This is a genomic window from Pseudomonas sp. 3MA1 (genome assembly GCF_029237275.1).
GTDB classification, from domain to species: Bacteria; Pseudomonadota; Gammaproteobacteria; order Pseudomonadales; family Pseudomonadaceae; genus Aquipseudomonas; species Aquipseudomonas fluorescens_AP.
Genome location: NZ_JAACFX010000005.1, coordinates 190,636 through 215,467 on the forward strand (window position 1 = coordinate 190,636; position 24,832 = coordinate 215,467).

A 24,832-nucleotide genomic window follows, 5' to 3' on the forward strand; every position below is an offset into this window, starting at 1 on the left:
CGGCCAGCGACGGGCTACACCAAGTGCAGCGCGGTCAGCAGCATGTCGATCAGCTTGATCCCGACAAAGGGCACCACGATCCCGCCCACGCCGTAGATCAGCAGGTTGCGCCGCAGCAGGTGGGCGGCGCTGGCCGCCTGGACCCGCACGCCACGCAGCGCCAGGGGGATCAACACCACGATGATCAGGGCGTTGAACACGATCGCCGAGAGGATCGCGCTCTGCGGGCTGGTCAGTTGCATGATGTTGAGCACGCCCAGCTGTGGATAAATCGCCGCGAACAGCGCCGGCAGGATGGCGAAGTACTTGGCCACGTCATTGGCGATGGAGAAGGTGGTCAGGGCGCCACGGGTCACCAGCAACTCCTTGCCGATCTGCACCACGTCCAGCAGCTTGGTCGGATCGCTGTCCAGGTCGACCATGTTGGCCGCCTCGCGGGCCGCCTGGGTGCCGTCGTTCATCGCCATGCCGACATCGGCCTGGGCCAGTGCCGGGGCATCGTTGGCGCCGTCGCCGCACATCGCCACCAGACGCCCGTCGTTCTGCTCATGACGGATGCGCGCCAGTTTCTTTTCCGGCGTGGCCTCGGCCAGCACATCATCGACCCCGGCCTCCGCCGCGATGGCGGCGGCGGTCAGCGGGTTGTCGCCAGTGACCATGACGGTGCGGATTCCCAGCTTGCGCAACTCGGCGAAACGCTCGCGGATGCCGGGCTTGACCACATCCTTGAGGTGAATGGCGCCGAGCATCCGCCCTTCGCCACAGACCAGCAGCGGCGTGCCACCGCTCTGGGCGATCTTGTCGATCTCCCGGGACAGCGCCGGGGCCAGGTCGCGGCGCTCCAGGCCGACGAAGCTCAGTACCGAATCCACCGCGCCCTTGCGATAGATCCGCCCCTGGTAGTCGACCCCGGAGAGGCGGGTTTCCGCACTGAAGGGTACGGCGGTCAACACATCGCTGGCCGGCTCGGGCTGTGGATAAAGTTCACGCAGGTACTCGACGATGGATTTGCCTTCGGCGGTGTCGTCCGCCAGGGACGCCAGCAAGGCCGCCTCCGCCAGTTCCCGGGCGTTGACCCCGGGCGCCGGATGGATGGCGCTGCAACGACGGTTGCCGAAAGTGATGGTGCCGGTCTTGTCCAGCAACAGCACGTGCACGTCCCCTGCCGCTTCCACCGCGCGACCGGATTTGGCGATCACGTTCAGGCGCACCAGACGGTCCATCCCGGCGATCCCGATCGCCGACAGCAGGCCGCCAATGGTGGTGGGAATCAGGGTCACCAACAACGCCACCAGGAACACCAGCGGCAGGCTGCCATTGGCGAAGTGGGCAAAGGGCTGCAGGGTCACCACTACCAATAGGAAGATCAGGGTCAGGCCGATCAGCAGAATGTCCAGGGCCACTTCATTCGGCGTCTTCTGCCGCTTGGCGCCTTCCACCAGGGCGATCATGCGATCCAGGGTCGACTCGCCGGGGTTGCTGGTGATGCGCACCAGCAGCCAGTCGGAGACCAACCGGGTATTGCCGGTCACCGCCGAACGATCACCGCCGGATTCGCGGATCACCGGCGCCGACTCACCGGTAATCGCCGCCTCGTTGACCGCGGCGATGCCCTCGATCACTTCACCGTCCCCCGGGATCATTTCCCCGGCTTCGACGCGAACCACATCGCCTTTGCGCAACTGGGTCGCCGGCACCAGCTGATAGCCGCCATCGGCGCTGCGGCGACGGGCGCTCAAGCCCTCGCTGCCGGCCTTGAGGCTGTCGGCGCGAGCCTTGCCCCGACCTTCGGCCAGGGCTTCGGCGAAGTTGGCAAACAGCACCGTGAACCACAGCCAGAGGGCGATCTGGGCGGCGACGAAGGTCGGCACCGCCGTGTCCGGCACGAAACACAGCACGGTGGTCAAGATCGCCGTCAGCTCTACCACCAGCATCACCGGCGAGCGCTGCAACTGGCGCGGATCGAGCTTGACGAAGGCCTGGATCAGCGCCGGACGCCACAGCGCCGAGATCGCGGTACTCGACGCTTCGGCCTTGGCCGGCTTGCTCTTGGCGAGCGTATCGGCAGCCTTGTTCGAGGCAGGAACATGCATATTCATCATCAGGTCCTCAGAAGCCCAGGCTCAGGTGTTCGGCGATAGGGCCCAGCGCCAGGGTCGGCAGGAAGGTCAGGCCCCCCACCAGCAAAATGGTCACGGTCAGCAAGGCCACGAACAACGGGCCATGGGTGGGGAAACTGTTCAGGCCGATGGGCGCGGTTTTCTTCAGGCCCAGGCTGCCGGCCAGGGCCAGCACCGGCAGGATGTAGCCGAAACGCCCGATCAGCATGCCCAAGCCCAGCATCAGGTTGTGGAACGGGGTGTTGGCGCTGAAGCCGCCAAAGGCCGAACCGTTGTTGGCGCTGGCCGAGGTGTAGGCGTACAGCAACTGGCTGAAGCCGTGGGGCCCCGGGTTGCTGATGGCAGCGGCCGGGCCCGGCAGGCTGGCAGCCAGGGCGCCCAGGACCAGCACGCCAATCGGCATCACCATCAGGGTCACCACCAGCAGTTGCACTTCCTTGGCCTGGAGCTTCTTGCCCAGGTATTCCGGGGTGCGACCGATCATCAATCCGGCCAGGAACACCGCGATCAGCACGTTCAGCAGCATGCCGTAGAGACCGGCACCGACGCCGCCGAAGATCACTTCGCCGACCATCATGTTGATCAGCGCCACCATGCCACTGAGCGGGTTGAGGCTGTCATGCATGCCGTTCACCGAGCCATTGGAGGCGGCAGTGGTGGTCACCGACCACAGCACCGTGGCGGTGGTGCCGAAGCGTGCTTCCTTGCCTTCCAGAGGGGCCGTCTGTTCGACCGCAGCGTTCTGCAGCGCCGGGTTGGGCTGGTACTCGGCCCACAGCGAGGTGGCGCCGCCGATCAGGAACAGGGCGAGCATGCAGGCGATGATGGCCCGGCTCTGGCGCAGGTCCTTGACGTAATGGCCGAAGGTAAACACCAGGGCCACCGGAATCAGGATGATCGACACCAGCTCCAGCAGGTTGCTCCAGGCGCTGGGGTTCTCGAACGGATGCGCCGAATTGACGCCGAAGAAACCGCCGCCGTTGGTGCCCAGTTGCTTGATGGCGATCTGACTGGCTGCCGGGCCCAGGGGGATCACCTGATCGTTGCCTTGCAGGGTCAGGGCGTCCACGTAATGGGCAAAGGTCTGAGGCACGCCCTGCCAGACCAGGAACAGGGCCAGCAGCAGGCACAAGGGCAGCAGGCCATAGAGGGTCGCGCGGGTCATGTCGACCCAGAAATTGCCCAGGGTGCGAACCGAACGCCGGCCGATGCCGCGGCACAGGGCAACCAGCACCGCCAGCCCGGTGGCCGCGCTGACGAAGTTCTGCACGGTCAGGCCCACCATCTGACTGAGGTAGCTCAGGGAGGCCTCACCGCTGTAGGACTGCCAGTTGGTGTTGGTCATGAAACTGACCGCCGTATTGAACGCCAGGGTCCACTCCTGCCCCGGAAGATTCTGCGGGTTGAGCGGCAAGTGATCCTGGAACAGCAGGATGGCGAACAGCAGGACAAAGCCGGCAAAGTTGAACGCCAGCAGGGCCAGGGCGTATTTCTGCCAGCTCTGCTCGACCTGCGGATCGACCCCGGAAACCCGGTAACAGACACGCTCCACCGGCCCCAGAAGCGGCGTCAGCCAGGTACGCTGGCCTTCCATCACCCGGTAGTAGAAACGTCCCAGCCAGGGCGCTGGCAACAGCACCAGGGCGAAAAAGGCCAGGATCAGCCAATAGTCATAACTGTGCATAACCGCAGCTCCTAGTTCCGGTCCGCGCGCAACAGCGCAACCAGTAGATAAACGAACAGGCCCACTGCCAGCAGCAGCGATACCGCGTCCAGAATGTTCATGGAATGTCTCCGAGGTACGGCGATTGCCGCGAATGCCGTCATTGTCCGCAGGGTCCCTGTAAAGGAACGAGAGCGACGGGGTGGGCAGCCCATAAAGAAAGCGTAAAGACTGGGTGGGCGCGCACGCTGGCAGGACAGGCCTGAGAGGCGAACAGCGGCCGCGCCCCAAAAAGAAGCGCAAGGACAGCGCGGAGGGAAGGAAATCAGCGGCGAAAAATCGGGAAATATCCTCGATACGACGGCTTTCCCGGGTTTACGACGCGGGTTGCTGGACTGGCATGACGGCTGCAGCGGCCTGTGCCGAGCACTTTCAACCGTTCAGGGAGCCACCGATGAACACACAACTCAAACCCACCTTGGGCACGCTGCATCTATGGGGAATCGCGGTTGGACTGGTGATTTCCGGGGAGTATTTCGGCTGGAGCTATGGCTGGGGCGTAGCCGGGACCCTGGGCTTTTTGCTGACCTCATTGCTGGTCGCGACCATGTATACCTGCTTTATATTCAGTTTCACCGAGCTGACCACCGCCATTCCCCATGCAGGAGGCCCGTTTGCCTACAGCCGTCGCGCCTTCGGCGAGAAAGGCGGCTTGATTGCCGGGCTGGCCACCCTGATCGAATTCGTCTTCGCCCCACCGGCCATTGCCCTGGCGATTGGTGCCTATCTGAATGTGCAGTTTCCGGCGCTGGACCCCAAGCATGCCGCAGTGGGTGCCTACATCGTCTTCATGGGCCTGAACATTCTCGGGGTGAAACTGGCGGCCACTTTCGAACTGGTGGTCTGTGTGCTGGCGGTGGCGGAACTCCTGGTCTTCATGGGGGTGGTGGCCCCGGCCTTCAGCTTCAGCAACTTCGCCCTCAATGGCTGGGCCGGCGCCGACACCTTTGGAGCTCCGGCGATCGCCGGGATGTTCGCCGCGATTCCCTTCGCCATCTGGTTCTTCCTGGCCATCGAGGGCGCCGCCATGGCCGCCGAGGAAGCCAAGGATCCCAAGCGCACCATTCCCAAGGCCTACATCAGCGGCATTCTGACCCTGGTGCTGCTGGCCATGGGCGTCATGTTCTTCGCCGGCGGCGTGGGCGACTGGCGCACCCTGTCGAACATCAACGATCCTTTGCCCCAGGCAATGAAGGCGGTGGTCGGCGACAGTTCCGGCTGGCTGCACATGCTGGTGTGGATCGGTCTGTTCGGCCTGGTTGCCAGTTTTCACGGGATCATCCTCGGCTATTCGCGGCAGTTCTTCGCCCTGGCCCGGGCCGGTTACCTGCCAGCCTCCCTGGCCAGGCTGTCGCGTTTTCAAACGCCGCACCGAGCGATCATCGCCGGTGGCCTGATCGGTATCGCCGCGATCTACAGCGACGGCCTGATCAACCTGGGCGGCATGACCCTCACGGCGGCGATGATCACCATGGCCGTGTTCGGCGCCATCGTGATGTACATCATGAGCATGCTCAGCCTGTTCAAACTGCGCCGGGCCGAACCGAACCTGCCACGCAGCTTCCGTGCGCCAGGCTATCCGCTGGTGCCCGGCATCGCCCTGGTCCTGGCCCTGGTGTGCCTGGTCGCCATGGCCTGGTTCAACGCCCTGATCGGCCTGATCTTCCTTGCGTTCATGGTGCTGGGCTTCATCTACTTCCAACTCACCGCGCAACTGCGGGCCGATGCCCCCGCGGACGCCATGCTCACCGGGCGCTAAGCATCGGCCGCCACTGACCGGAACAATCGGGCATACAATGGAACCCGTGCGAAGTGCTTTGACTCAAAGCACTACAGGCTGTGCCGGGGACGAACCTTCGTCCTCGGGAACTGCCGTTCAAGGAGAGCCCTATGCCCTGGTATGCCTGGTTGATTCTGGTGGTTGCTATCGGTTCGATCGTCGGCGGCTTGATGATGCTGCGCGACACCGCCAACAAGGTGGAGTTGACCGATGAGCAGCGTAAACGCGTGGCGGAACGCAACGCGGAAATGGATGCCAAGGAAGCGCGAGATCGTTAAGCCCGAGCCCCTTCACCCAAGAATGAAGGGGCTTTTTGGCGCCCTACTGTTCCCATTCGGCCTTGGCGATATGCAAGCCGTGCAATCCTTTGTAGGCCGCGCGCTGCGGCTGACTCCAGCCTTCGAGCAAGCTCTCGTCGAGGCGATATATCTCGACGCCCAGTGGCCGGCATACGCTCAAGGGATCCTGGGCATCCGGGCCCCACATCGGTAGCGACAGGTCACCGCCCGGGCAGGTCGATAACGCACACAGCAAGTCGATCTCGGCAAAGAACTCCAGATAATCGCCCTTCTGTGCCGGACAGGCCTTCATGAAGTACATGTCGTCATGATTCAGGCCGGTGCACTGAAAGATGTTCAAGACATCGTGCACATCAAACTCGGTCAGCCCGTGGGGCAGAACCGCCCGGGTCAGGTTGGAATGGCAGTGGTGGTGAAAGTCCTCGCCGGTGAGCATGCGGTTCACATAGGGATCACAACGAGTGCCCAACAAGTCGTGAAGGCGACCGCCGTGTTCATCGATGCCGTAATTCGCCAGGCTGTCATCGGTAATGGTGACCAGGGGCCGAAGAAAAGGCAGGTTCGACCAGAGTCGATCGTGGGTACTGACGTGAGCCCCTTGCAATTGCCGGGTCCGCGCCGCCCATAACCTTTCCCGCGGGTCGTTGGCATTCCAGACGTTGAAATCACCCACCTGCGGACCTGCCGGCGTGGTGACGCGAAACACATGCCCGGCGGGAACCTTCCAGGCACGCCCGGTGCGAATCGGCACCTCAAACTGCTCGACCAGCGTGCGCTGCTCACGACTGTCGCGAATGCGTTCATAGAATGCCGTGTCCACCTGCAGCGCCGAACCTTTACTGACCTGGTAAGCCGCTGGATAGTCTTTGTACATGGGTATCGCCCTCGCTCAGTGACGTAAGGATTGGCTGAACATGCTCAACAACAAACGCTCGGAGTCGTCCAGATACGTCTCCATGGCCTCGCCGGCGGAGGCTCTGTCCCCCTCGGCCAAGCACTGGTAAATGCTCCGGTCACGCATCAGCCAGGGCGCCTGAAACTGCGCTTCGTCCGGCGCGTTGCAAAACACCAGGCGCAACTGTGCGACCACATTGGTGAAGAACTCATCGAACAGCGGTGAATCCAGCAGCCCCACCACATGCTGATGGAAGCGCAAACCATGGGTACCGACGGCGCGCCAGTCTTCACGTTCCCGGGCCAGTTCAGCCGCTTCGATGGCATCGAGCATGAGATCGGACTGCTGCTCACGCAGGGGGCGGGCGTTGGCGATCGCCTGCAACTCGAGCGTGCGTCGGACCCGGAACAGGTCCCGAACATCGTCATGACCAAGACGGCGGACCACCACGCCCTTATGCCGGACATAAAGGGCCAGGCCCTCCTGACCCAAACGGTGCAGTGCTTCACGGATCGTGTTGCGAGAGGCGTTGTAACTGTTGACCAGCTCGCTTTCCACCAGCGGCATGCCAGGCAGCAAGCGACCACCGATGATGTCCGCCCGCAGTTCCACGGTGATCTGGTCCGCCAGGGATAAACCGTTGCTCATGGAGGCGCCTCTGGATTGTTCAACAACTTTTGATCAATCAGCCAACAAATATCGTGCCAAACCTCCCTGAAATTCCGAGCACCAAAACCTGTCAGAACCCTGTACCTACCAAGAAAGCCTAGAAGAAGGAGCGGCGTGATCTGACCATCCTTGGTTAAAATGGCGCTCTAGATGTGGAGGTTTCTCAAATGCGTTATTCAGCAGACCATAAAGCCCAGACTCACCAACGCATTATCAAAGAAGCTTCGGAACGCTTTCGCCGTGATGGAATAGGCGCAACGGGGTTACAACCCCTGATGAAGGCCCTGGGCTTGACCCATGGCGGTTTCTACTCCCACTTCACATCCAAGGATGAGCTGGTAGAAGAAGCACTCAGCTCAGCGGCCCAAGACCTGGATGCCCATTGCGCCACCTTGTTCGCACAAACGCAGCCGCTAGAGGCGTTTATCGACAACTACCTGTCCGAATGGCACCGGACGTCCCCCCATCTGGGCTGCCCGCTACCGACCATGAGCGCGGAGCTCGGCCAACGTGGCCAACCCAGCCCCATCACCGATACCGTGCTTAATGCCAGGCTCGCGCAACTGGAAGGCACCCTGGAAGGCGATAACAAAGCGCAGCGCAGCCTGATGATCATGTCGACCCTGGTGGGTGCGCTGATGCTCTCGCGCAGCGTGGAAAACGCTGAATTGGGCGAGCGGATACTGGATGTTGTGGCTAATGGACTGAAGGAGCAGGAGCACAAGTAACACCGCGCGCTCCGGGTTGGCCATTGCCCGTAGCAAGCCGCGACACGGTTTTTCAAGAAATCGGAGGGCGATCCAACGTCGTAGCCGAACTCCAGGCAATGCACGAAGATTATGAACGCTTGCCGCCTGAAATCCCTGAGGCGCTGAAACATCCGTGATTTCGCCGCTGACCCACTTCCAGAGCAGAAGCTCCCTGACATGCCAGAGACCGGTCGAAGTCCGGCCTCTGGTGATTACAAAATCAGATCAATTAACCTCGAGCTTGTCCCGATTGCGCTCCAGGATAGTCTTGCCAATCCCCTTGACCTCCAACAACTCATCCACTGAAGCAAAGGGACCGTTCTCTTCACGATAGGCAACAATCGCCTTGGCCTTGGCCTCGCCAATACCGAAGAGCTCGCGCTGCAGTGCGGCCTGGTCAGCGGTATTGATGTTGATCTTGCCACTCTGCGCGGTTGCCAGCTCCACGGTTTCCGCAGAGCTGACCGGCGCTTTGACCAGAGGAGCCGCTTGAGTGGTAAGCGAAAGACTGGCCAGGAAGGCAAAGATCAGAGAGAGGAAATACGAGTTTTGCATAATGACGCTCCATGACATCGAGTAAGGAAAGCAGCTTTTCCGAAGCTGCCTTCCAAACCTAGGTGATGCGTGGAGCAAGTCAAAGGCGGGAAAGTTACGGCGTATGTAGATTCAGGGCTTGAGGCGTTGCTGCTGATAAACCCAGTCGACAATTTCGCCATCCGGTGTATAGCCACTCACCGTCTCACGGAGCAGTTGGCGAACCCTTGCATAATCATCTGCGTCCAACGCAGCAAGGAGCTCACTGAGCTTGGCCTTCAGTGAATCCCAAGGCAGATGGTCTTCATTGGCGCTCATGATCATCGGATGCTGCGTAGCCACTACGTTGTCACCAATCAGCAACTCTTCGTAAAGCTTTTCACCAGGACGTAGACCGGTAAACTCAATCGCGATATCGCCGTGGGGATTTTTTTCCGAGCGTATGCTCAGCCCGGAGAGATGAATCATCTTTTCTGCCAGCTCGACAATTTTGACCGGCTCGCCCATGTCCAACACAAAAACATCCCCCCCCTGCCCCATCGACCCCGCCTGAATAACCAACTGCGCCGCTTCCGGAATGGTCATAAAGTAACGAGTAATTTTCGGATGGGTGACCGTCAATGGGCCGCCAGCTTTGATTTGCTTGTGGAATAGCGGAATGACCGATCCCGAGGAGCCCAATACGTTACCGAAACGCACCATGGTGAAACGAGTTTTATTGACCCTTGAAATATTCGATGGGTCGTTGAATAAGACTGGAGCCAGTTCCTTGCTTAACGCCTGCAGAGTGAGTTCTGCCAAACGTTTGGTGCTACCCATTACATTGGTTGGGCGAACAGCCTTGTCGGTTGAAATCAGTACAAAGTTAGCAACACCAGACTGCAAGGCGGCTTGTGCGGTATTGAGCGTACCTATCACATTGTTGAGCACACCCTCCGCGATATTATGCTCAACCATAGGCACGTGTTTATAAGCCGCTGCATGATAGACCGTAGCGACACTCCAGGTCTTCATAACCGACAACAACTTATCAAAGTTACGCACCGAGCCTAAAATCGGAAGCAACTTTACAGTCAGCGCCTCACGCGTTCGCCTCTGTTCAAGCTCGGACAAGATACTGTAAAGATTGAACTCGCTATGTTCGAACAATATTAAGGTAGTAGGGTTCAGACTCAGAATCTGGCGACACAACTCAGAACCAATAGATCCGCCGGCACCTGTCACAAGGACGGCTTGTCCCTGGATGCAATGCGCTAGCAAATCCCTTTGAGCGGGAACAGAGTCTCGACCGAGCAAGTCGGCAATGTCTACTTCTTGAATGTCATCTACCTTCACTCGACCACTGGCAAGATCCATGAAACCAGGAACACTACGGACATGAAGAGGGAAGCCCTCAAGGAAACCAAGGATTTCTCTACGACGACTACGGGTTGATGAAGGAATGGCCAGAAGTATCTCTTCTGCTCCGGTATCGTCGATCATTTGCTGTAAATGCTTGGGTTTATATACCTGCAACCCAGCAATCATTCTGTCAGCAATACTGCTGTCATCATCGATAAACGCGACTGGGCGCATTAGACGCCCTAATCGTAACGCTGCAACTAACTGATTACCTGCAGCGCCTGCGCCATAGATAGCCACTTTGGGCAAACCATCATCACGATTGGTGAACGGTACGTGCTGAGCAGCCGTGAACCAATCTCCGAGAAAGTACTGACGCATAACCAGTCTGAGGCCACCAATCATAACCATACTCAACCACCAATAGTTGAATACGATTGAGCGTGGCACTACGGTTTGATGATTGCTGTACAGATAAACAACCAGAGCAAGAACCAAGGCAGACAAGGTTACCGCCTTGACTATTGCAATGAGGGCATCGTTCCCGAAGTAACGCATGACCGCACGGTACATTCCAAACTTTATGAAAAAAGGAATAGCAACGACAGGTGCGCTGGCAAAAAGCCAGAAATGCACAAGAAAGGGGTTACTGAGATCATCAAAACCCAGCCTCACGACGAACGCCATCCACAATGCCGCCCATACCAAAAAGATATCGGTGATCACTTGCAGGACTCGTTTTTGTCGGCGCGGGAGCCTCAAGAGACGTGTTCGTATTTTATCCATAATCGCTTCTTCGAGCCCCAGCCCCTTTCCTCGATATAAGTTTTAGCACTAATGGGGAGCTCTCTTTGGCAGCCCATTATATTGACCACTGTCAGGCGGATCTTTCTAGTCCGCCAGCATTAAACCTAGCAGCAAGGAAAACCAACGGCGCGTAAGCCAACACCGTACCCATAAAACCATCCAGATCGAGGAGCCCCACGCAAATCGCTATCGGCAACAACCAAAAAATATTGATTGCCATGACCGCTAAGGTCACAGGTAAATGCCTACCAAACTGACGCGACGCGAACTGATAAGCATGACTACGATGCGCTTCATAAACTTTATCTCCACGTAATAATCTACGCATCAGTGTAAAGGTCGCATCAACGATGAATACGCCGAGAAGAATCACCCACACCCAGAGGAAGCGCGACGAAACCCAAGCAGCCTGTATTGACAAAATACCTAGAACTAGACCAAGAAAACCACTACCCGCATCCCCCATGAAGATACGCGCAGGAGGAAAATTCCAATACAAAAATCCCAAAACGGCCATAGCCAATAATAGCGGTGACCAGATCAAAGATGTATCGCCGACCAGCCAATAGATAAGACATGCGCCAAGGCATGCAGTTACTGCCTGAACACTGGCTATTCCATCAATACCATCCATGAAATTATATAAATTAAGCATCCAGACCAGATAGAAAACAGCTAAAAGATGACCAAACCAAGACAGATCGAAATCGACTCCCAATAACTGAACAGGTGGCAAACCACGCATCCAGAACATTGCCCAAATAGCGGCAGAGAAATGCGCAACTAGCCGCCAACGTGCAGCTATATGCCCATGATCATCCAGAAAACCGGCCACAGCTATGAGTCCACCTGCGCCCCATAGAGTCCAGATAAATGACCAAGACAACTCAGCAAAAAATGACAGGAAAGGGGCTGCCACAAGAAAACTCAAGACAATTGCTACACCTCCTCCTCTTGGAGTAGGAACAGAATGGGAACTACGATGATTGGGAATATCCATCAAGCTGCGAGTTAATGCATAGCGCCGCAAACCCCATGTCAAAAAAAGCGAAATACCAAGTACCGCCGGCATCGACCACCAAATTACCATTTATATTTAAACCCCAAAACCGAATGAGAACTTAACATTTGGTAAAACCGCCCCCCTTTGAGCAAGATCATATAACCGACACGTTATACAGACATAAAACTCGACCAACTTCCAATAACGCCATTCAGCATCAGGACAAAGCCGCAAACCCAAAACCAAAAAAACTCTATAAATAATTTTTTTGAAAAACTCAAAATAAGAAAAACCGCTACCTCTACCAACGCAACAAAAAAAACATACTCGCTAAAAACTTACCACCAATATACTCATTAATGGTTAAAACCCATCACCAACCAGAATACTTAATTCGGAACTTTAAGAAAAAACAATATATAATTAAGCATAAAAATCTGAAAACCATACTTGCTATGCAGCTTTCATCTTTCGCCCATACCACTTAAAAATCCAGCAATACAATCAACATAGAACTCTCTGCATTCACAAAAATTAAAACAATTCATGCATAACAACATCATGATCAGGCCGAACCAAAATACAATCCGCAGCACAATCTATCTAATAGATCTTAGCTGCACCGTCCTACACAAGAGCGGCTCACATACAGCAACACTTAATTAATTAGCCTAGACGCCAGCTAAGCTTTGGTAACGGTATTTCCTGAAAAATCAGTTACTCCAGCAAAAAAATTCTATTGACTATCAAGAGCAGCCTACTTGATCTAACACTTAGGAATAATACATCCTCGAGAGATTCATTGCACATTCGCATAAAATAGGTACTTAATAAAATGCAAAGAACAATAAAACATAAAACTCATTAAAAATTCAAATAAGAAAAAATCGTAAATGCAAATTAAATACCTGCCGAATCACCCCTCATCCTCTTCATTCACACGATCTCGAAGCTCTTTACCAGGCTTGAAATGTGGAACAAATTTTCCATCCAAGCTAACTGATTGACCCGTTTTTGGATTCCGACCTACCCGAGGAGCCCGATAGTGAAGCGAAAAACTACCAAACCCTCTAATTTCAATCCGATCACCTGTAGCCAAACACTGCGACATTTGCTCAAGCATCGTCTTGATGGCCAACTCGACATCCTTGGATGACAGCAGCCCTTGATGGGTGACAATTCGTTCGATCAACTCCGACTTCGTCATATTTTTCCCTTCTTTTTCAAGCAGCTAGGTCAGTGCTCAAAAGGTTTTAGCACGCCCTGAAGGTTTTGAACAGCCCATGGGCAACGCAGATACAAACTCAGGCCCCTGCAAAAGAAGTAGCAACCAAAATACCAACTCTCCCTATCGACACACGACCAACATCGTTCGAGTCAGATAACCCGCCGGATTCCAACCAAAGGGGTAATCCCCCTCCTCATCCCTGGCGTCGCTGGACTTGGTGATGACCTGGTATCCACCAGCCCTACACTCAAGCTCAGCACGCTCGTAACACTTGTCCCAGCCCACCCCCAATCCTGAACAGTCAATCTCTATACCGCTGCCCCCACGAACTGCATGGGTCTTTACATTAGTCACACACCCAGCCAGGAGAAGAAACAAAACAACAATACTTAGCCTGATCATGCTCTTCCTTAGGGCAGCCAGTGCTACCCGGACAACACACCAATAGACTAAAAGCCTTAAACCTAAAGGAGTCAGACACTAAGAAAGAGACACCCAATTGCCAACATTGGTTTCCCCGCTCTTTTCACCTCAAACTTCACCCACAAAAAAGGGCGACCGAAGTCGCCCTTTTTATGGTCAAACAGAACTTAGTTCTGTTTTTCCATCTGTGCACGCAGCAGGTCGCCCAGAGTGGTAGGACCAGCAGCGATATCGGAAGCAGCTGGCTTGTCGCGCAGGCTCTGGATAGCTTCTTTCTCATCTTCAACGTCTTTCGACTTGATCGAGAGCTGGATTACACGGCTCTTACGGTCAACGCTGATGATCTTGGCTTCAACTTCTTCGCCTTCTTTCAGAACGTTACGTGCATCTTCGATGCGGTCACGGCTGATTTCGGAGGCTTTCAGAGTAGCTTCGATATCGTTGGCCAGGGTGATGATGGCGCCTTTGGCGTCAACTTCTTTTACAACACCCTTAACGATTGCGCCTTTGTCGTTCTCTTGTACGTACTCGGAGAACGGATCGCTTTCCAGTTGCTTGATACCCAGGGAGATACGCTCACGCTCTGGGTCAACAGACAGTATAACGGTGTCCAGCTCGTCGCCCTTCTTGAAGCGGCGTACGGCTTCTTCGCCCACTTCGTTCCAGGAGATGTCGGACAGGTGAACCAGACCGTCGATGCCGCCGTCCAGACCAATGAAGATACCGAAATCGGTGATCGACTTGATGGTGCCGGAGATCTTATCGCCCTTGTTGAACTGGCCAGAGAAGTCTTCCCATGGGTTGGACTTGCACTGTTTGATGCCGAGGGAGATACGACGACGCTCTTCGTCGATGTCCAGAACCATAACTTCCACTTCGTCGCCGACTTGTACGACTTTCGAAGGGTGGATGTTCTTGTTGGTCCAGTCCATTTCCGAAACGTGTACCAGACCTTCAACGCCTTCTTCCAGCTCAGCAAAGCAGCCGTAGTCGGTCAGGTTGGTTACACGAGCGGTAACGCGGGTGCTTTCTGGGTAACGAGCCTTGATAGCAACCCATGGATCTTCACCCAGTTGCTTCAGACCCAGGGAAACACGATTGCGCTCGCGATCGTATTTCAGAACCTTTACATCGATCTCGTCGCCAACATTGACGATTTCGGAAGGATGCTTGATGCGCTTCCAAGCCATGTCGGTGATGTGCAGCAGGCCATCGACGCCGCCCAGATCAACGAATGCGCCGTAGTCAGTGAGGTTCTTGACGATACCTTTGACTTGCTGGCCTTCCTGCAGGGATTCCAGCAGAGCTTCACGCTCAGCGGAGTTCTCGGCTTCGAGGACGCTACGACGGGAAACGACAACGTTGTTGCGCTTCTGATCGAGTTTGATGACTTTAAACTCGAGCTCTTTGCCTTCCAGGTGCGTGGTATCGCGCACTGGACGGACGTCAACCAGAGAACCTGGCAGGAACGCACGGATGCCGTTAACGTCGACAGTGAAGCCGCCTTTAACCTTACCGTTGATAACGCCCTTGACCACTTCTTCGGCTGCGAAGGCTGCTTCCAGAACGATCCAGCATTCAGCGCGCTTGGCTTTTTCACGGGAGAGCTTGGTTTCACCGAAACCGTCTTCAACCGAATCCAGAGCAACGTGAACTTCATCACCAACATTGATGGACAGTTCGCCAGCATCGTTGTAGAACTGCTCAAGCGGGATCAGTGCTTCAGACTTCAGACCAGCGTGAACGGTTACCCAACGCGCTTGGTAGTCGATGTCGACGATAACACCGGTGATGATGGAGCCTGCCTGAAGGTTCAGGGTTTTTAGGCTTTCTTCAAAGAGTTCCGCAAAGCTTTCGCTCATTTTAATTCCTGTTGATAAGGGCGAAGAATACGCCCATCTGCCACATCCCAGACAATGTGGGTTACGTTCATATAAAAGTAAGATCGCAGGACTATGACTGGTCCCCCGCGATCTTCCTTGTTCACCCGGCAATATCGCGAATGGCGATCTCGCTCAGAATGCGTTGCAACACCTGATCGATGGACAACTCTGTAGAATCCAGCTGTATAGCGTCGGCCGCCGGCTTGAGTGGGGCCACCGCTCGCTGGGTATCGCGCTCGTCGCGCGCACGTATCTCATCTAGCAGACTCGACAGACTAACACCATCGACTTTTCCCTTCAACTGCAAGTAACGTCGACGAGCACGTTCCTCGGCGCTGGCCGTGAGGAAAATTTTCAACGGCGCATCGGGAAACACCACGGTGCCCATGTCGCGACCATCGGCAACCAGCCCCGGCGGCTCCTGGAATGCGCGCTGGCGCTGCAACAAGGCATCACGCACCGCAGGCAGTGCCGCAACCTGAGAAGCCCAGGCGCCAACCTGCTCATTGCGCAAGTCGTCGGTCACATCATCGCCTTCGAGAATGATCCGCTGAGGATGATTTTCAGTGGCGCCCAGGAACTGCACATCCAAATGCGCCGCCAACAACTTCAGCGACTCCTCATTGGTCAGATCGACACCATGATTGCGCGCAGCAAACGCCAGCAGCCGGTAGAGAGCCCCGGAATCCAGCAGGCACCAGCCAAGATGCTTGGCCAACTTGCCAGCAATGGTGCCTTTACCAGAACCACTGGGCCCATCGATGGTGATCACAGGGGCCTTGATATTCACGACTGAGCCTCTTGTGCAACCCGAATCCCCACCTGCGCGCAAAGCGCAAGAAAATTCGGGAACGAAGTCGCGACGTTCGCGCAGTCATGAATACGAATCGGCGCATTGGCCCGCAACGAGGCCACACTGAATGCCATGGCAATACGGTGATCGCCGTGACCATGCACTTCACCCCCCCCGATCTGTCCACCATCAATGATGATGCCGTCCGGAGTCGGTTCGCACTTGACCCCCAAGGTCAACAAGCCGTCAGCCATGACCTGGATACGGTCCGACTCTTTGACCCGCAGCTCTTCCGCGCCACGCAGCACAGTGCGCCCTTCAGCGCAGGCCGCAGCCACGAACAACACAGGGAATTCATCGATTGCCAGCGGCACCAACTCCTCGGGAATCTCGATCCCCTTGAGTTTGGCAGCGCGCACATGCAGATCTGCAACGGGCTCACCGCCAACTTCGCGCTGGTTCTCCAGACGAATATCAGCCCCCATCAACCGCAGGATATCGATTACACCCGTACGGGTCGGGTTGATCCCTACGTGTTCAAGCACCAGTTCCGAACCTTCGGCGATCGACGCGGCAACCAAGAAGAACGCCGCGGAGGAGATATCTGCCGGCACTTCAATATGGGTCGCCTTGAGCTTACCGCCGGATTCAACCGAAGCGGTGGCACCGTCGACATTCACCGAGTAGCCGAAGCCGCGCAGCATGCGCTCGGTATGATCGCGAGTCGGCGCAGGCTCGGTGACGGTGGTCTTCCCATCGGCGTACAAACCGGCCAACAGCAGGCACGACTTAACCTGGGCACTGGCCATCGGCAAGGTATAGGTCAAGCCCTTGAGCTTGTGACCGCCGCGAATCACCATCGGCGGACGCCCTTCGGCCGCCGTCTCGATGACCGCGCCCATTTCCCGCAGCGGATTGGCCACGCGGTTCATTGGGCGCTTGGACAGCGAGGGATCCCCCGTCAGAGTGCTGTCGAAGCTCTGTGCGGCCAGCAAACCGGAGAGCAGGCGCATCGACGTACCGGAGTTGCCCAGGTAGATCGGGCCCGGCGCCGGCTTCAAGCCGTGCAGACCTACACCGTGGATGGTCACACGCCCATGGTGCGGCCCCTCGATGACCACTCCCATGTCGCGAAATGCCTGCAGCGTGGCCAAGGCATCTTCACCCTCGAGGAAACCCTCGACTTCAGTGGTGCCTTCAGCCAGGGAGCCGAGCATGATCGAGCGGTGGGAAATCGACTTGTCGCCCGGTACACGAATCCGCCCAGACAGGCGGCCACCAGGATTTGCCAGAAAAATCAGATCGTTGGAGTTCATAGCGTCCACATAGGCCCGGCGGGCCAGGATTTTACCGAAATGCTCGCGGGCAACCCGGGCGCGAGTGAATACGCCCAACAACTGATGCCCGTCCCCTGCATCGACCGCATCGCGCAGGGCGTCGAGGTCGTTGCGAAATGTATCGAGTGTGCGCAGAACCGCTTCGCGATTGGCGAGGAAGATGTCGTGCCACATGACCGGGTCGCTGCCGGCGATTCTCGTGAAATCGCGGAACCCGCCCGCAGCGTAACGGAAGATGTCGAGATTTTCACTGCGCTTGGCCAGCGAATCGACCAGACCGAATGCCAGCAAGTGCGGCAAGTGACTGGTGGCCGCCAGGACCTCGTCATGGCGCTCGACCTGCATGTGCTCAACATCCGCCCCCAGTTCACGCCAAAGCCTGTCGATCAGATCCAGTGCATCCGGATCGGTTTGCTCCAGAGGCGTCAGGATCACTTTGTGGCGACGGAACAGCTGGGCATTGGAGGCTTCGACACCGCTCTGTTCGGAGCCGGCAATCGGATGCCCGGGGACGAAGCGCGCTGGCATGCCGGCAAACGCCTCTTGTGCCGCGCGCACCACATTCCCCTTGGCACTGCCGACATCGGTCAGCACCGCCTGTCCCAGATCCATCCTGGCCAGCAACGCCAGAAGCTTTTCCATGGCCAGGATCGGCACGGCCAGTTGAATCACGTCGGCCCCCTGGCAAGCCAGGGCCAGATCCTCCTCGCAGCGATCCACAACCCCCAGCTCGACCGCCAACTGGCGGGACTGCGGATCCAGATCAACACCGACCACTTCGCGGCACACGCCGCTTTCGCGCAACCCCTTAGCGAAGGAGCCACCAATCAATCCCAGACCGATCACCACCAGGCGACCGATCATAGGCACGGCAGATTGCGTTGGAATGACATCAACCACGAGCCAGGACCTTGGCCAAAGCCTCAAGGAAACGCGTGTTTTCCGCCGGCAAGCCGATGGTGACGCGCAAATGGTTAGGCATCCCGTAGTTAGCCACCGGACGCACAATCACCCCTTCGCGCAACAAGCCCTGAAACACGGGTGCAGCCTCGCGCCCCACATCCACAGCAATGAAGTTGCCCTTGGACGCAATCCAGCTCAAGCCCAGATCACGCAAACCCGCCTCCAGCTGCTGCATGCCCGCCTCATTCAAACGGCGGCTCTCAGCCAGGTAGTCCGTATCCTGCAGCGCGGCACAAGCCGCCGCCAGGGCCAGGCTGTTGACATTGAATGGCTGGCGAACCCGGTTCAGCACATCCGCCACCACCGGGGTCGAGAGCCCATAGCCGACCCGCAGGGCCGCCAGGCCGTAGGCCTTGGAGAAGGTCCGCGATACCAGCAGGTTCGGATAGGCCGCCAGGAAGTCCAGGCCGTCCGGCAGGTCGCTGCCTTCGGCGTACTCGATGTAGGCTTCGTCCAGCACCACCAGCACATGGGCCGGGACGTCCTGAAGAAACTCGTCCAACTCCTCGGCACTGAACCAGGTACCGGTCGGGTTGTTCGGGTTGGCAATGAACACCACACGGGTCTGCTCATCGATGGCCTTGAGCATGGCCGGCAAGTCATGCCCCCAATGCCTGGCCGGAACCACACGAGCCGCAGCTCCCACCGCCTGGGTGACGATGGGATAGACGGCAAAGGCGTGCTCACTGAACACCGCATTCAGCCCAGGCGCCAGATAGGCACGCGCCACCAGCTCGAGGATGTCGTTGGAGCCGTTGCCCAGAGTGACCTGCTGGATGTCCACGCCGCAGCGTTCGGCCAGCAGGGATTTGAGGGCAAAACCGTTGCCATCGGGATAACGGGTCAGTTGCGCCAGTTCGTCACGAATCGCCGCCAGCGCCTTGGGGCTGGCGCCCAGCGGGTTTTCGTTACTCGCCAGCTTGACGATGGTGGCCGGATCGATGTCCAGCTCACGGGCCAGTTCGTCCACGGGCTTGCCCGGAACGTAAGGCGAAAGTTGTTGCACGCCTGGTTGTGCCAGTGCGAGGAAGTCGCCACTCATTGTTAAAGCCTCAGAGAACCGCTTTCGGGTAGGAACCCAGCACCTTGAGTGCCACTGCTTCCTGACTGATTTTCTCCAGCACATCCTTGATCAACGGATCACGGTGGTGGCCAACGAAGTCGATGAAGAACACATAGGTCCACTTGCCGCTGCGCGAGGGTCGAGTCTCGATACGCGTCAGGTCGATGCCATTGTCATGGAACGGCACCAGCAGCTCGTGCAAGGCACCGGGCTTGTTGCTCATGGAGACAATGATCGAGGTCTTGTCGTCGCCGGTCGGCGGCACTTCCTGGTTGCCGATCATCAAGAAGCGCGTGGAATTGTCCGGACGATCCTCGATCTTCTCGGCCAGGCGCGTCAGACCATACAGGCCCGCAGCCATATCACCGGCAATGGCCGCCGAGTTCCATTCGCCCTTGACCCGCTTGGCGGCCTCGGCGTTGCTGGACACCGCCACGCGCTCGACATTCGGATAATGGGCGTCCAGCCACTTGCGGCACTGGGCCAGGGACTGGGCATGGGAATAGATACGGCTGATGCTGTCGGTCTTGGTGTTCTCGCCCACCAGCAGATGGTGGTGGATACGCAGCTCGACTTCGCCGCAGATCACCATGTCGTGTTCGAGGAAGCTGTCGAGGGTATGGTTGACCGCGCCCTCGGTGGAGTTTTCCACCGGCACTACGCCGAAATTGACCGCACCGGCCGCCACTTCGCGGAACACTTCGTCGATCGCCGCCATCGGCTTGCTGATCACCGCATGACCGAAGTGCTTCATGGCCGCAGCCTGGGTGAAGGTGCCTTCCGGACCGAGATAAGCCACCTTCAGCGGCTGCTCCAGCGCCAGACACGAAGACATGATTTCGCGGAACAAACGCGCCATCTCTTCATTGCCCAGCGGCCCCTGGTTGCGCTCCATCACCCGCTTGAGCACCTGAGCTTCACGCTCGGGACGGTAGAACACCGGCACTTCGCCTTCAGCCAGGGAAGCCATCTTCACCCGGGCAACTTCCTGGGCGCACCGCGCACGCTCACTGATCAACTCCAGGACCTTCTCGTCCAGAGCATCAATGCGCAGGCGCAGGGCCTTGAGTTCTTGCTCAGACATCAGCCGTGTTCCTTCTCGAACTCTGCCATGTAAGCCACCAGCGCATTAACGGCGTTGATGTCCACGGCGTTGTAGATGGAGGCGCGCATGCCGCCCACCGAGCGGTGCCCCTTGAGGTTGAGCAGGCCGCGAGCCTCGGCGCCAGCCAGGAACGGCTTGTCCAGGCGGTCGTCGGCCAGACGGAACGGCACGTTCATCCACGAGCGGTCGGACTTGTTGATCGGGTTGCTGTACAGGCCGCTGGCATCGATGAAGTCATACAGGGTGCGCTGCTTGACTTCGTTGAGCTTGGCGATGGCTTCCACCCCACCCTGCTCCTTGAGCCATTCGAACACCAGGCCGGACAGGTACCAGGCCAGGGTCGGCGGCGTGTTGTACATCGAGCCGTTATCCGCGGCGACCTTGTAGTCGAGCATGGTCGGGCACAGGGAACGGGCACGCCCCAGCAGATCCTCGCGAATGATGTTCACCAGGATGCCGCTAGGGCCGATGTTCTTCTGCGCACCGGCGTAGATCATGCCGAAACGGGAGATATCCACAGGGCGCGAGAGAATGTCGGACGACATGTCGGCCACCAGGGGGACATCACCGGTTTGCGGAATCCAGTTGAACTCCAGGCCACCGATGGTTTCGTTCGGCGCGTAGTGCACGTAGGCGGCGTCTTTCGACAGCTGCCATTCGTTCTGGCCGGGAATCGCAAAGTAGTCGTAAGGCTTGGCGGTGGCCGCAACATTGACCTGACCGTAGCGGGAAGCCTCTTCGATGGCTTTCTGCGACCAGATACCGGTATCGATGTAGTCGGCCTTGCCACCTTCAGGCAACAGGTTCAGTGGAATCTGGGCAAATTGCTGGCTGGCGCCGCCTTGCAGAAACAGCACTTTATAGTTCGAGGGGATATTCAGCAGATCACGCAGATCCTGCTCGGCCTTGGTGGCAATGGAGACGAACTCATCGCTGCGATGACTCATCTCCATGACCGACAGACCCTTGCCATGCCAATCCAGCAATTCGGCCTGGGCACGCAACAGGACAGCTTCAGGTAGCGCAGCGGGACCTGCGCAGAAGTTATAGGCTCGTTTGCTCACATCCACTCTCGCTATGCATTCACGGTAGCGGACAGAGCAAACACTCTGCCCTGCTACGATTTATTTAGTCTTGCGACTCTTCTTCGCCTGCGGCGTCTGCCTGTTGGCTATCGGTTGCATCATCCGGTTCGGCTACCGCATCCAGCACGGTGCCCTCGATTTCAGCGCCCTCTTCACCTTCGTACTCTTCGCCCTCGATCTCCGATGGCTCCTGCACACGCTCCAGGCCCACCAGGGTTTCATCGTTGGCCAGCTTGATCAGGGTCACGCCCTGAGTGTTACGGCCCAGGCTCGACACTTCGTCGACACGGGTACGAACCAGGGTGCCCTGATCGGAAATCAGCATGATTTCCTCACCGTCCAGCACCTGCACCGCCCCTACCAGACGACCGTTACGCTCGTTGCTGACCATGGCGATAACGCCCTGACCGCCACGCTTGTACTCAGGGAACTCGCTGATGGCCGTGCGCTTGCCAAAACCACGCTCGGAGGCGGTGAGAATCTGGCTGCCTTCTTCCGGGATCAGCATGGAGATCAGCTTCTGGCCTTCGGCCAGACGCATGCCGCGCACGCCGCGGGCGGTACGGCCCATGGCGCGTACGTCGGACTCCTTGAAGCGAGTCACCTTGCCACCGTCGGAGAACAGCATGACTTCGCGCTCGCCATCAGTGATCGCGGCGCTGATCAGCACATCACCCTCGTCCAGCTCCAGGGCGATCAGACCAACGCTGCGCTGACGACTGAAGGATTCCAGCGGGGTCTTCTTCACGGTGCCGTTGGCGGTGGCCATGAAGATGTAGTGACCTTCGGTGTATTCCTCTACCGGCAGCATGGTGGTGATGTATTCGCCATCGTCCAGCGGCAGCAGGTTCACCAGCGGACGGCCGCGCGCGGCGCGGGATGCTTCGGGAATCTCGTAAGTCTTGAGCCAGTACACCTTGCCCTTGCTGGAGAACAGCAGCAGCGTGGTGTGGCTGTTGGCTACCAACAGGTGAGCGATGTAGTCCTCATCCTTGACGCCGGTAGCCGATTTGCCTTTACCGCCACGACGCTGAGCCTGGTACGCAGCCAGCGGCTGGGTCTTGGCATAGCCGCCGTGGGAAATGGTCACCACGCGCTCTTCTTCCGGAATCATGTCGCCCAGGGTCAGATCGAGGCGAGCATCAAGGATCTCGGTGCGGCGGGCATCGCCGTATTCGGCGCGGATCACTTCCAGCTCTTCGCGGATCACTTCCATCAAGCGCGTGGCGCTGTTGAGGATGCGGATCAGCTCGCCGATCTGGTTGAGGATCTCCTGATACTCGGCCAGCAGCTTCTCGTGCTCGAGGCCGGTCAGGCGGTGCAGACGCAATTCCAGAATGGCTTGCGCCTGTTCAGGGGACAGGAAGTACTTGCCATCGCGCAGACCGTACTGCGGATCGAGGTTTTCCGGACGGCAGGAATCGGCACCGGCGCGCTCGACCATGGTCATCACCGCGCTGGATTCCCATGGCGTGCTGATCAGTGCTTCCTTGGCTTCCGATGGCGTTGGCGAGGCCTTGATCAGGGCAATGACCGGATCGATGTTGGACAGGGCAACGGCCTGGCCTTCAAGGATATGGCCACGCTCACGGGCCTTGCGCAGCTCGAATACGGTGCGGCGGGTCACCACTTCGCGACGGTGACGAACGAAGGCTTCCAGCAGGTCCTTGAGGTTGAGGATCCGCGGACGACCGTCGATCAGCGCCACGATGTTGATGCCGAACACCGCCTGCAGCTGGGTCTGGGCGTAGAGGTTGTTGAGGATCACCTCCGGCACTTCGCCGCGACGCAGCTCGATCACGACGCGCATGCCGTCCTTGTCGGACTCATCGCGCAGTTCGGTGATGCCTTCGAGTTTCTTCTCTTTCACCAGCTCGGCGATCTTCTCGATCAGACGGGCCTTGTTCAGCTGGTAAGGCAGCTCGGTGATGACGATCTGCTGGCGGCCACCGACCTTGTCGATGTCTTCGATGATCGAGCGGGCACGCATGTAGATGCGGCCACGGCCGGTGCGATAAGCCTCGATGATGCCTTCACGACCGTTGATGATCGCCGCGGTCGGAAAGTCCGGACCGGGGATGTATTGCATCAGGTCGTCAACGCTCAGCTCGGGGTTGTCGATCAGTGCCAGGCAACCGTCGATGACTTCACCGAGGTTGTGCGGCGGAATGTTGGTCGCCATGCCCACGGCGATACCGCTGGAACCGTTGACCAGCAGGTTGGGGATCTTGGTCGGCATGACCGCCGGGATCATCTCGGTCCCGTCGTAGTTCGGCACCCAGTCCACGGTTTCCTTGTGCAGGTCGGCCAGCAGCTCGTGCGCCAGCTTGGTCATGCGCACTTCGGTGTATCGCATGGCCGCCGCGTTGTCGCCGTCGACCGAACCGAAGTTACCCTGGCCGTCTACCAGCAGGTAGCGCAGGGAGAATGGCTGGGCCATACGAACGATGGTGTCGTACACCGCGGTATCACCATGCGGGTGATACTTACCGATCACGTCACCGACAACACGGGCAGATTTCTTGTACGGCTTGTTCCAGTCGTTACCGAGCTCGCTCATCGCGTACAGCACACGCCGGTGCACGGGCTTCAAGCCATCGCGCGCATCAGGCAGTGCCCGCCCGACGATTACGCTCATCGCGTAGTCGAGGTAGGACTGTTTCAGCTCGTCTTCGATATTGACCGGGAGGATTTCTTTGGCCAGTTCGCCCATGAGAAGCCTGATTCCTTTTTCTGGTGAAACTTCGTCACATCCATATGGGACGAACGAAGCTCGCCGCTGCAGGCCTAGTGCCATGCACCGACTTACGACAAATCAACAAGTTATGCCATGGATTTGCGCAGTGAAGGCAGTCGCATCGGACCACCTTGGAAACCGCCGGATGTTATCACAATCGCCGCCACGCACCTATCCCCCAGACGCGCATGGAGCATAGTTAGTTGACCGGTGACAGCCTGATAAGAGACGAGAGAGCCTCAGAGGACAAATTCGCACACATTTGACCGGTTTTTGCTGACTGGACAGCCGCCCC

Annotated in this window: 20 protein-coding genes; 3 read left to right on the forward strand and 17 right to left on the reverse strand. The window is 57.8% G+C overall.

What is annotated here, in order from left to right:
* Positions 1-14 precede the first annotated feature (14 nt).
* The 3 genes from kdpB to kdpF are packed head-to-tail and all read right to left on the reverse strand — an operon-like array spanning position 15 to position 3,905.
* Entirely contained in the window at positions 15-2,099 is a 2,085-nt protein-coding gene (kdpB, locus tag GWQ44_RS16460; RefSeq protein WP_275927811.1) for a potassium-transporting ATPase subunit KdpB, read from the reverse strand.
* A 10-nt stretch (positions 2,100-2,109) separates the two neighbouring features.
* Positions 2,110-3,804, reverse strand: coding sequence for a potassium-transporting ATPase subunit KdpA (kdpA, locus tag GWQ44_RS16465; RefSeq protein WP_275927812.1), 1,695 nt, complete (start codon positions 3,802-3,804; stop codon positions 2,110-2,112).
* Between the two features lie 11 nt (positions 3,805-3,815).
* Complete coding sequence (gene kdpF, locus GWQ44_RS16470) at positions 3,816-3,905, reverse strand: K(+)-transporting ATPase subunit F (protein ID WP_016964080.1); 90 nt, start codon at positions 3,903-3,905, stop codon at positions 3,816-3,818.
* Positions 3,906-4,237: 332 nt separating this feature from the next.
* Here kdpF and eat point away from each other — a divergent pair, with 332 nt between their 5' ends.
* On the forward strand, positions 4,238-5,602 hold the full coding sequence (gene eat, locus GWQ44_RS16475) for an ethanolamine permease (protein WP_016964081.1): 1,365 nt from the start codon (positions 4,238-4,240) through the stop codon (positions 5,600-5,602).
* Between the two features lie 131 nt (positions 5,603-5,733).
* Positions 5,734-5,901: a DUF2897 family protein gene (locus GWQ44_RS16480; protein WP_016964082.1), complete on the forward strand. Its 168-nt coding sequence runs from the start codon at positions 5,734-5,736 to the stop codon at positions 5,899-5,901.
* Between the two features lie 43 nt (positions 5,902-5,944).
* Here GWQ44_RS16480 and GWQ44_RS16485 read toward each other — a convergent pair whose 3' ends face one another.
* Both GWQ44_RS16485 and GWQ44_RS16490 read right to left on the reverse strand, forming a co-directional pair.
* Positions 5,945-6,796, reverse strand: coding sequence for a DUF1989 domain-containing protein (locus GWQ44_RS16485; protein WP_016964083.1), 852 nt, complete (start codon positions 6,794-6,796; stop codon positions 5,945-5,947).
* Between the two features lie 15 nt (positions 6,797-6,811).
* Positions 6,812-7,465: a GntR family transcriptional regulator gene (locus GWQ44_RS16490; RefSeq protein WP_275927813.1), complete on the reverse strand. Its 654-nt coding sequence runs from the start codon at positions 7,463-7,465 to the stop codon at positions 6,812-6,814.
* Between the two features lie 188 nt (positions 7,466-7,653).
* Here GWQ44_RS16490 and GWQ44_RS16495 point away from each other — a divergent pair, with 188 nt between their 5' ends.
* Positions 7,654-8,214: a TetR/AcrR family transcriptional regulator gene (locus tag GWQ44_RS16495; RefSeq protein ID WP_275927814.1), complete on the forward strand. Its 561-nt coding sequence runs from the start codon at positions 7,654-7,656 to the stop codon at positions 8,212-8,214.
* Positions 8,215-8,460: 246 nt separating this feature from the next.
* Here the strand turns inward: GWQ44_RS16495 and GWQ44_RS16500 are convergent, their stop codons facing one another.
* The 12 genes from GWQ44_RS16500 to gyrA all read right to left on the reverse strand — a co-directional run bounded on the left by GWQ44_RS16500 (position 8,461) and on the right by gyrA (position 24,513).
* Complete coding sequence (locus GWQ44_RS16500) at positions 8,461-8,790, reverse strand: helix-hairpin-helix domain-containing protein (RefSeq protein ID WP_016964086.1); 330 nt, start codon at positions 8,788-8,790, stop codon at positions 8,461-8,463.
* Positions 8,791-8,901: 111 nt separating this feature from the next.
* The gene (locus GWQ44_RS16505; protein WP_275927869.1) at positions 8,902-10,899 is read right to left on the reverse strand and encodes a nucleoside-diphosphate sugar epimerase/dehydratase; all 1,998 of its coding nucleotides are present in this window, start codon (positions 10,897-10,899) and stop codon (positions 8,902-8,904) included.
* Between the two features lie 88 nt (positions 10,900-10,987).
* On the reverse strand, positions 10,988-12,007 hold the full coding sequence (locus tag GWQ44_RS16510) for a glycosyltransferase family 4 protein (RefSeq protein ID WP_275927815.1): 1,020 nt from the start codon (positions 12,005-12,007) through the stop codon (positions 10,988-10,990).
* Between the two features lie 829 nt (positions 12,008-12,836).
* Entirely contained in the window at positions 12,837-13,127 is a 291-nt protein-coding gene (gene ihfB, locus GWQ44_RS16515; RefSeq protein WP_016964088.1) for an integration host factor subunit beta, read from the reverse strand.
* A 141-nt stretch (positions 13,128-13,268) separates the two neighbouring features.
* The gene (locus GWQ44_RS16520) at positions 13,269-13,550 is read right to left on the reverse strand and encodes a hypothetical protein (protein ID WP_275927816.1); all 282 of its coding nucleotides are present in this window, start codon (positions 13,548-13,550) and stop codon (positions 13,269-13,271) included.
* 188 nt (positions 13,551-13,738) lie between these two features.
* Positions 13,739-15,433 carry a 30S ribosomal protein S1 gene (gene rpsA, locus GWQ44_RS16525; RefSeq protein ID WP_007931318.1) on the reverse strand — a complete coding sequence of 565 codons (1,695 nt, stop codon included), beginning with the start codon at positions 15,431-15,433 and terminating at the stop codon, positions 13,739-13,741.
* Between the two features lie 121 nt (positions 15,434-15,554).
* Positions 15,555-16,244, reverse strand: a complete 690-nt coding sequence (cmk, locus tag GWQ44_RS16530) for a (d)CMP kinase (protein WP_011062580.1) — start codon at positions 16,242-16,244, stop codon at positions 15,555-15,557.
* Positions 16,241-18,448, reverse strand: a complete 2,208-nt coding sequence (locus GWQ44_RS16535) for a bifunctional prephenate dehydrogenase/3-phosphoshikimate 1-carboxyvinyltransferase (RefSeq protein ID WP_275927870.1) — start codon at positions 18,446-18,448, stop codon at positions 16,241-16,243. Before GWQ44_RS16535 ends, cmk begins: the two co-directional genes overlap by 4 nt.
* A 28-nt stretch (positions 18,449-18,476) precedes the next feature.
* Positions 18,477-19,589 carry a histidinol-phosphate transaminase gene (gene hisC, locus GWQ44_RS16540; protein ID WP_016964091.1) on the reverse strand — a complete coding sequence of 371 codons (1,113 nt, stop codon included), beginning with the start codon at positions 19,587-19,589 and terminating at the stop codon, positions 18,477-18,479.
* A 10-nt stretch (positions 19,590-19,599) separates the two neighbouring features.
* Complete coding sequence (gene pheA / locus GWQ44_RS16545) at positions 19,600-20,694, reverse strand: prephenate dehydratase (protein WP_016964092.1); 1,095 nt, start codon at positions 20,692-20,694, stop codon at positions 19,600-19,602.
* Positions 20,694-21,779 carry a 3-phosphoserine/phosphohydroxythreonine transaminase gene (gene serC, locus GWQ44_RS16550; RefSeq protein WP_042940789.1) on the reverse strand — a complete coding sequence of 362 codons (1,086 nt, stop codon included), beginning with the start codon at positions 21,777-21,779 and terminating at the stop codon, positions 20,694-20,696. Before serC ends, pheA begins: the two co-directional genes overlap by 1 nt.
* Positions 21,780-21,843: 64 nt before the next feature.
* Positions 21,844-24,513 (reverse strand): DNA gyrase subunit A, encoded by a 2,670-nt coding sequence (gene gyrA, locus GWQ44_RS16555; protein ID WP_016964094.1) that lies wholly within the window; start codon positions 24,511-24,513, stop codon positions 21,844-21,846.
* Positions 24,514-24,832: the final 319 nt, after the last annotated feature.

Excerpts from the sequence above, each read along its gene's own strand:
- kdpB (WP_275927811.1), bottom strand. The coding sequence starts at position 2,099 with ATGAATATGCATGTTCCTGCCTCGAACAAGGCTGCCGATACGCTCGCC.
- kdpA (WP_275927812.1), bottom strand. The coding sequence starts at position 3,804 with ATGCACAGTTATGACTATTGGCTGATCCTGGCCTTTTTCGCCCTGGTG.
- kdpF (WP_016964080.1), bottom strand. The coding sequence starts at position 3,905 with ATGAACATTCTGGACGCGGTATCGCTGCTGCTGGCAGTGGGCCTGTTC.
- eat (WP_016964081.1), top strand. The coding sequence starts at position 4,238 with ATGAACACACAACTCAAACCCACCTTGGGCACGCTGCATCTATGGGGA.
- GWQ44_RS16480 (WP_016964082.1), top strand. The coding sequence starts at position 5,734 with ATGCCCTGGTATGCCTGGTTGATTCTGGTGGTTGCTATCGGTTCGATC.
- GWQ44_RS16485 (WP_016964083.1), bottom strand. The coding sequence starts at position 6,796 with ATGTACAAAGACTATCCAGCGGCTTACCAGGTCAGTAAAGGTTCGGCG.
- GWQ44_RS16490 (WP_275927813.1), bottom strand. The coding sequence starts at position 7,465 with ATGAGCAACGGTTTATCCCTGGCGGACCAGATCACCGTGGAACTGCGG.
- GWQ44_RS16495 (WP_275927814.1), top strand. The coding sequence starts at position 7,654 with ATGCGTTATTCAGCAGACCATAAAGCCCAGACTCACCAACGCATTATC.
- GWQ44_RS16500 (WP_016964086.1), bottom strand. The coding sequence starts at position 8,790 with ATGCAAAACTCGTATTTCCTCTCTCTGATCTTTGCCTTCCTGGCCAGT.
- GWQ44_RS16510 (WP_275927815.1), bottom strand. The coding sequence starts at position 12,007 with ATGGTAATTTGGTGGTCGATGCCGGCGGTACTTGGTATTTCGCTTTTT.
- ihfB (WP_016964088.1), bottom strand. The coding sequence starts at position 13,127 with ATGACGAAGTCGGAGTTGATCGAACGAATTGTCACCCATCAAGGGCTG.
- GWQ44_RS16520 (WP_275927816.1), bottom strand. The coding sequence starts at position 13,550 with ATGATCAGGCTAAGTATTGTTGTTTTGTTTCTTCTCCTGGCTGGGTGT.
- rpsA (WP_007931318.1), bottom strand. The coding sequence starts at position 15,433 with ATGAGCGAAAGCTTTGCGGAACTCTTTGAAGAAAGCCTAAAAACCCTG.
- GWQ44_RS16535 (WP_275927870.1), bottom strand. The coding sequence starts at position 18,448 with ATGATCGGTCGCCTGGTGGTGATCGGTCTGGGATTGATTGGTGGCTCC.
- hisC (WP_016964091.1), bottom strand. The coding sequence starts at position 19,589 with ATGAGTGGCGACTTCCTCGCACTGGCACAACCAGGCGTGCAACAACTT.
- pheA (WP_016964092.1), bottom strand. The coding sequence starts at position 20,694 with ATGTCTGAGCAAGAACTCAAGGCCCTGCGCCTGCGCATTGATGCTCTG.
- gyrA (WP_016964094.1), bottom strand. The coding sequence starts at position 24,513 with ATGGGCGAACTGGCCAAAGAAATCCTCCCGGTCAATATCGAAGACGAG.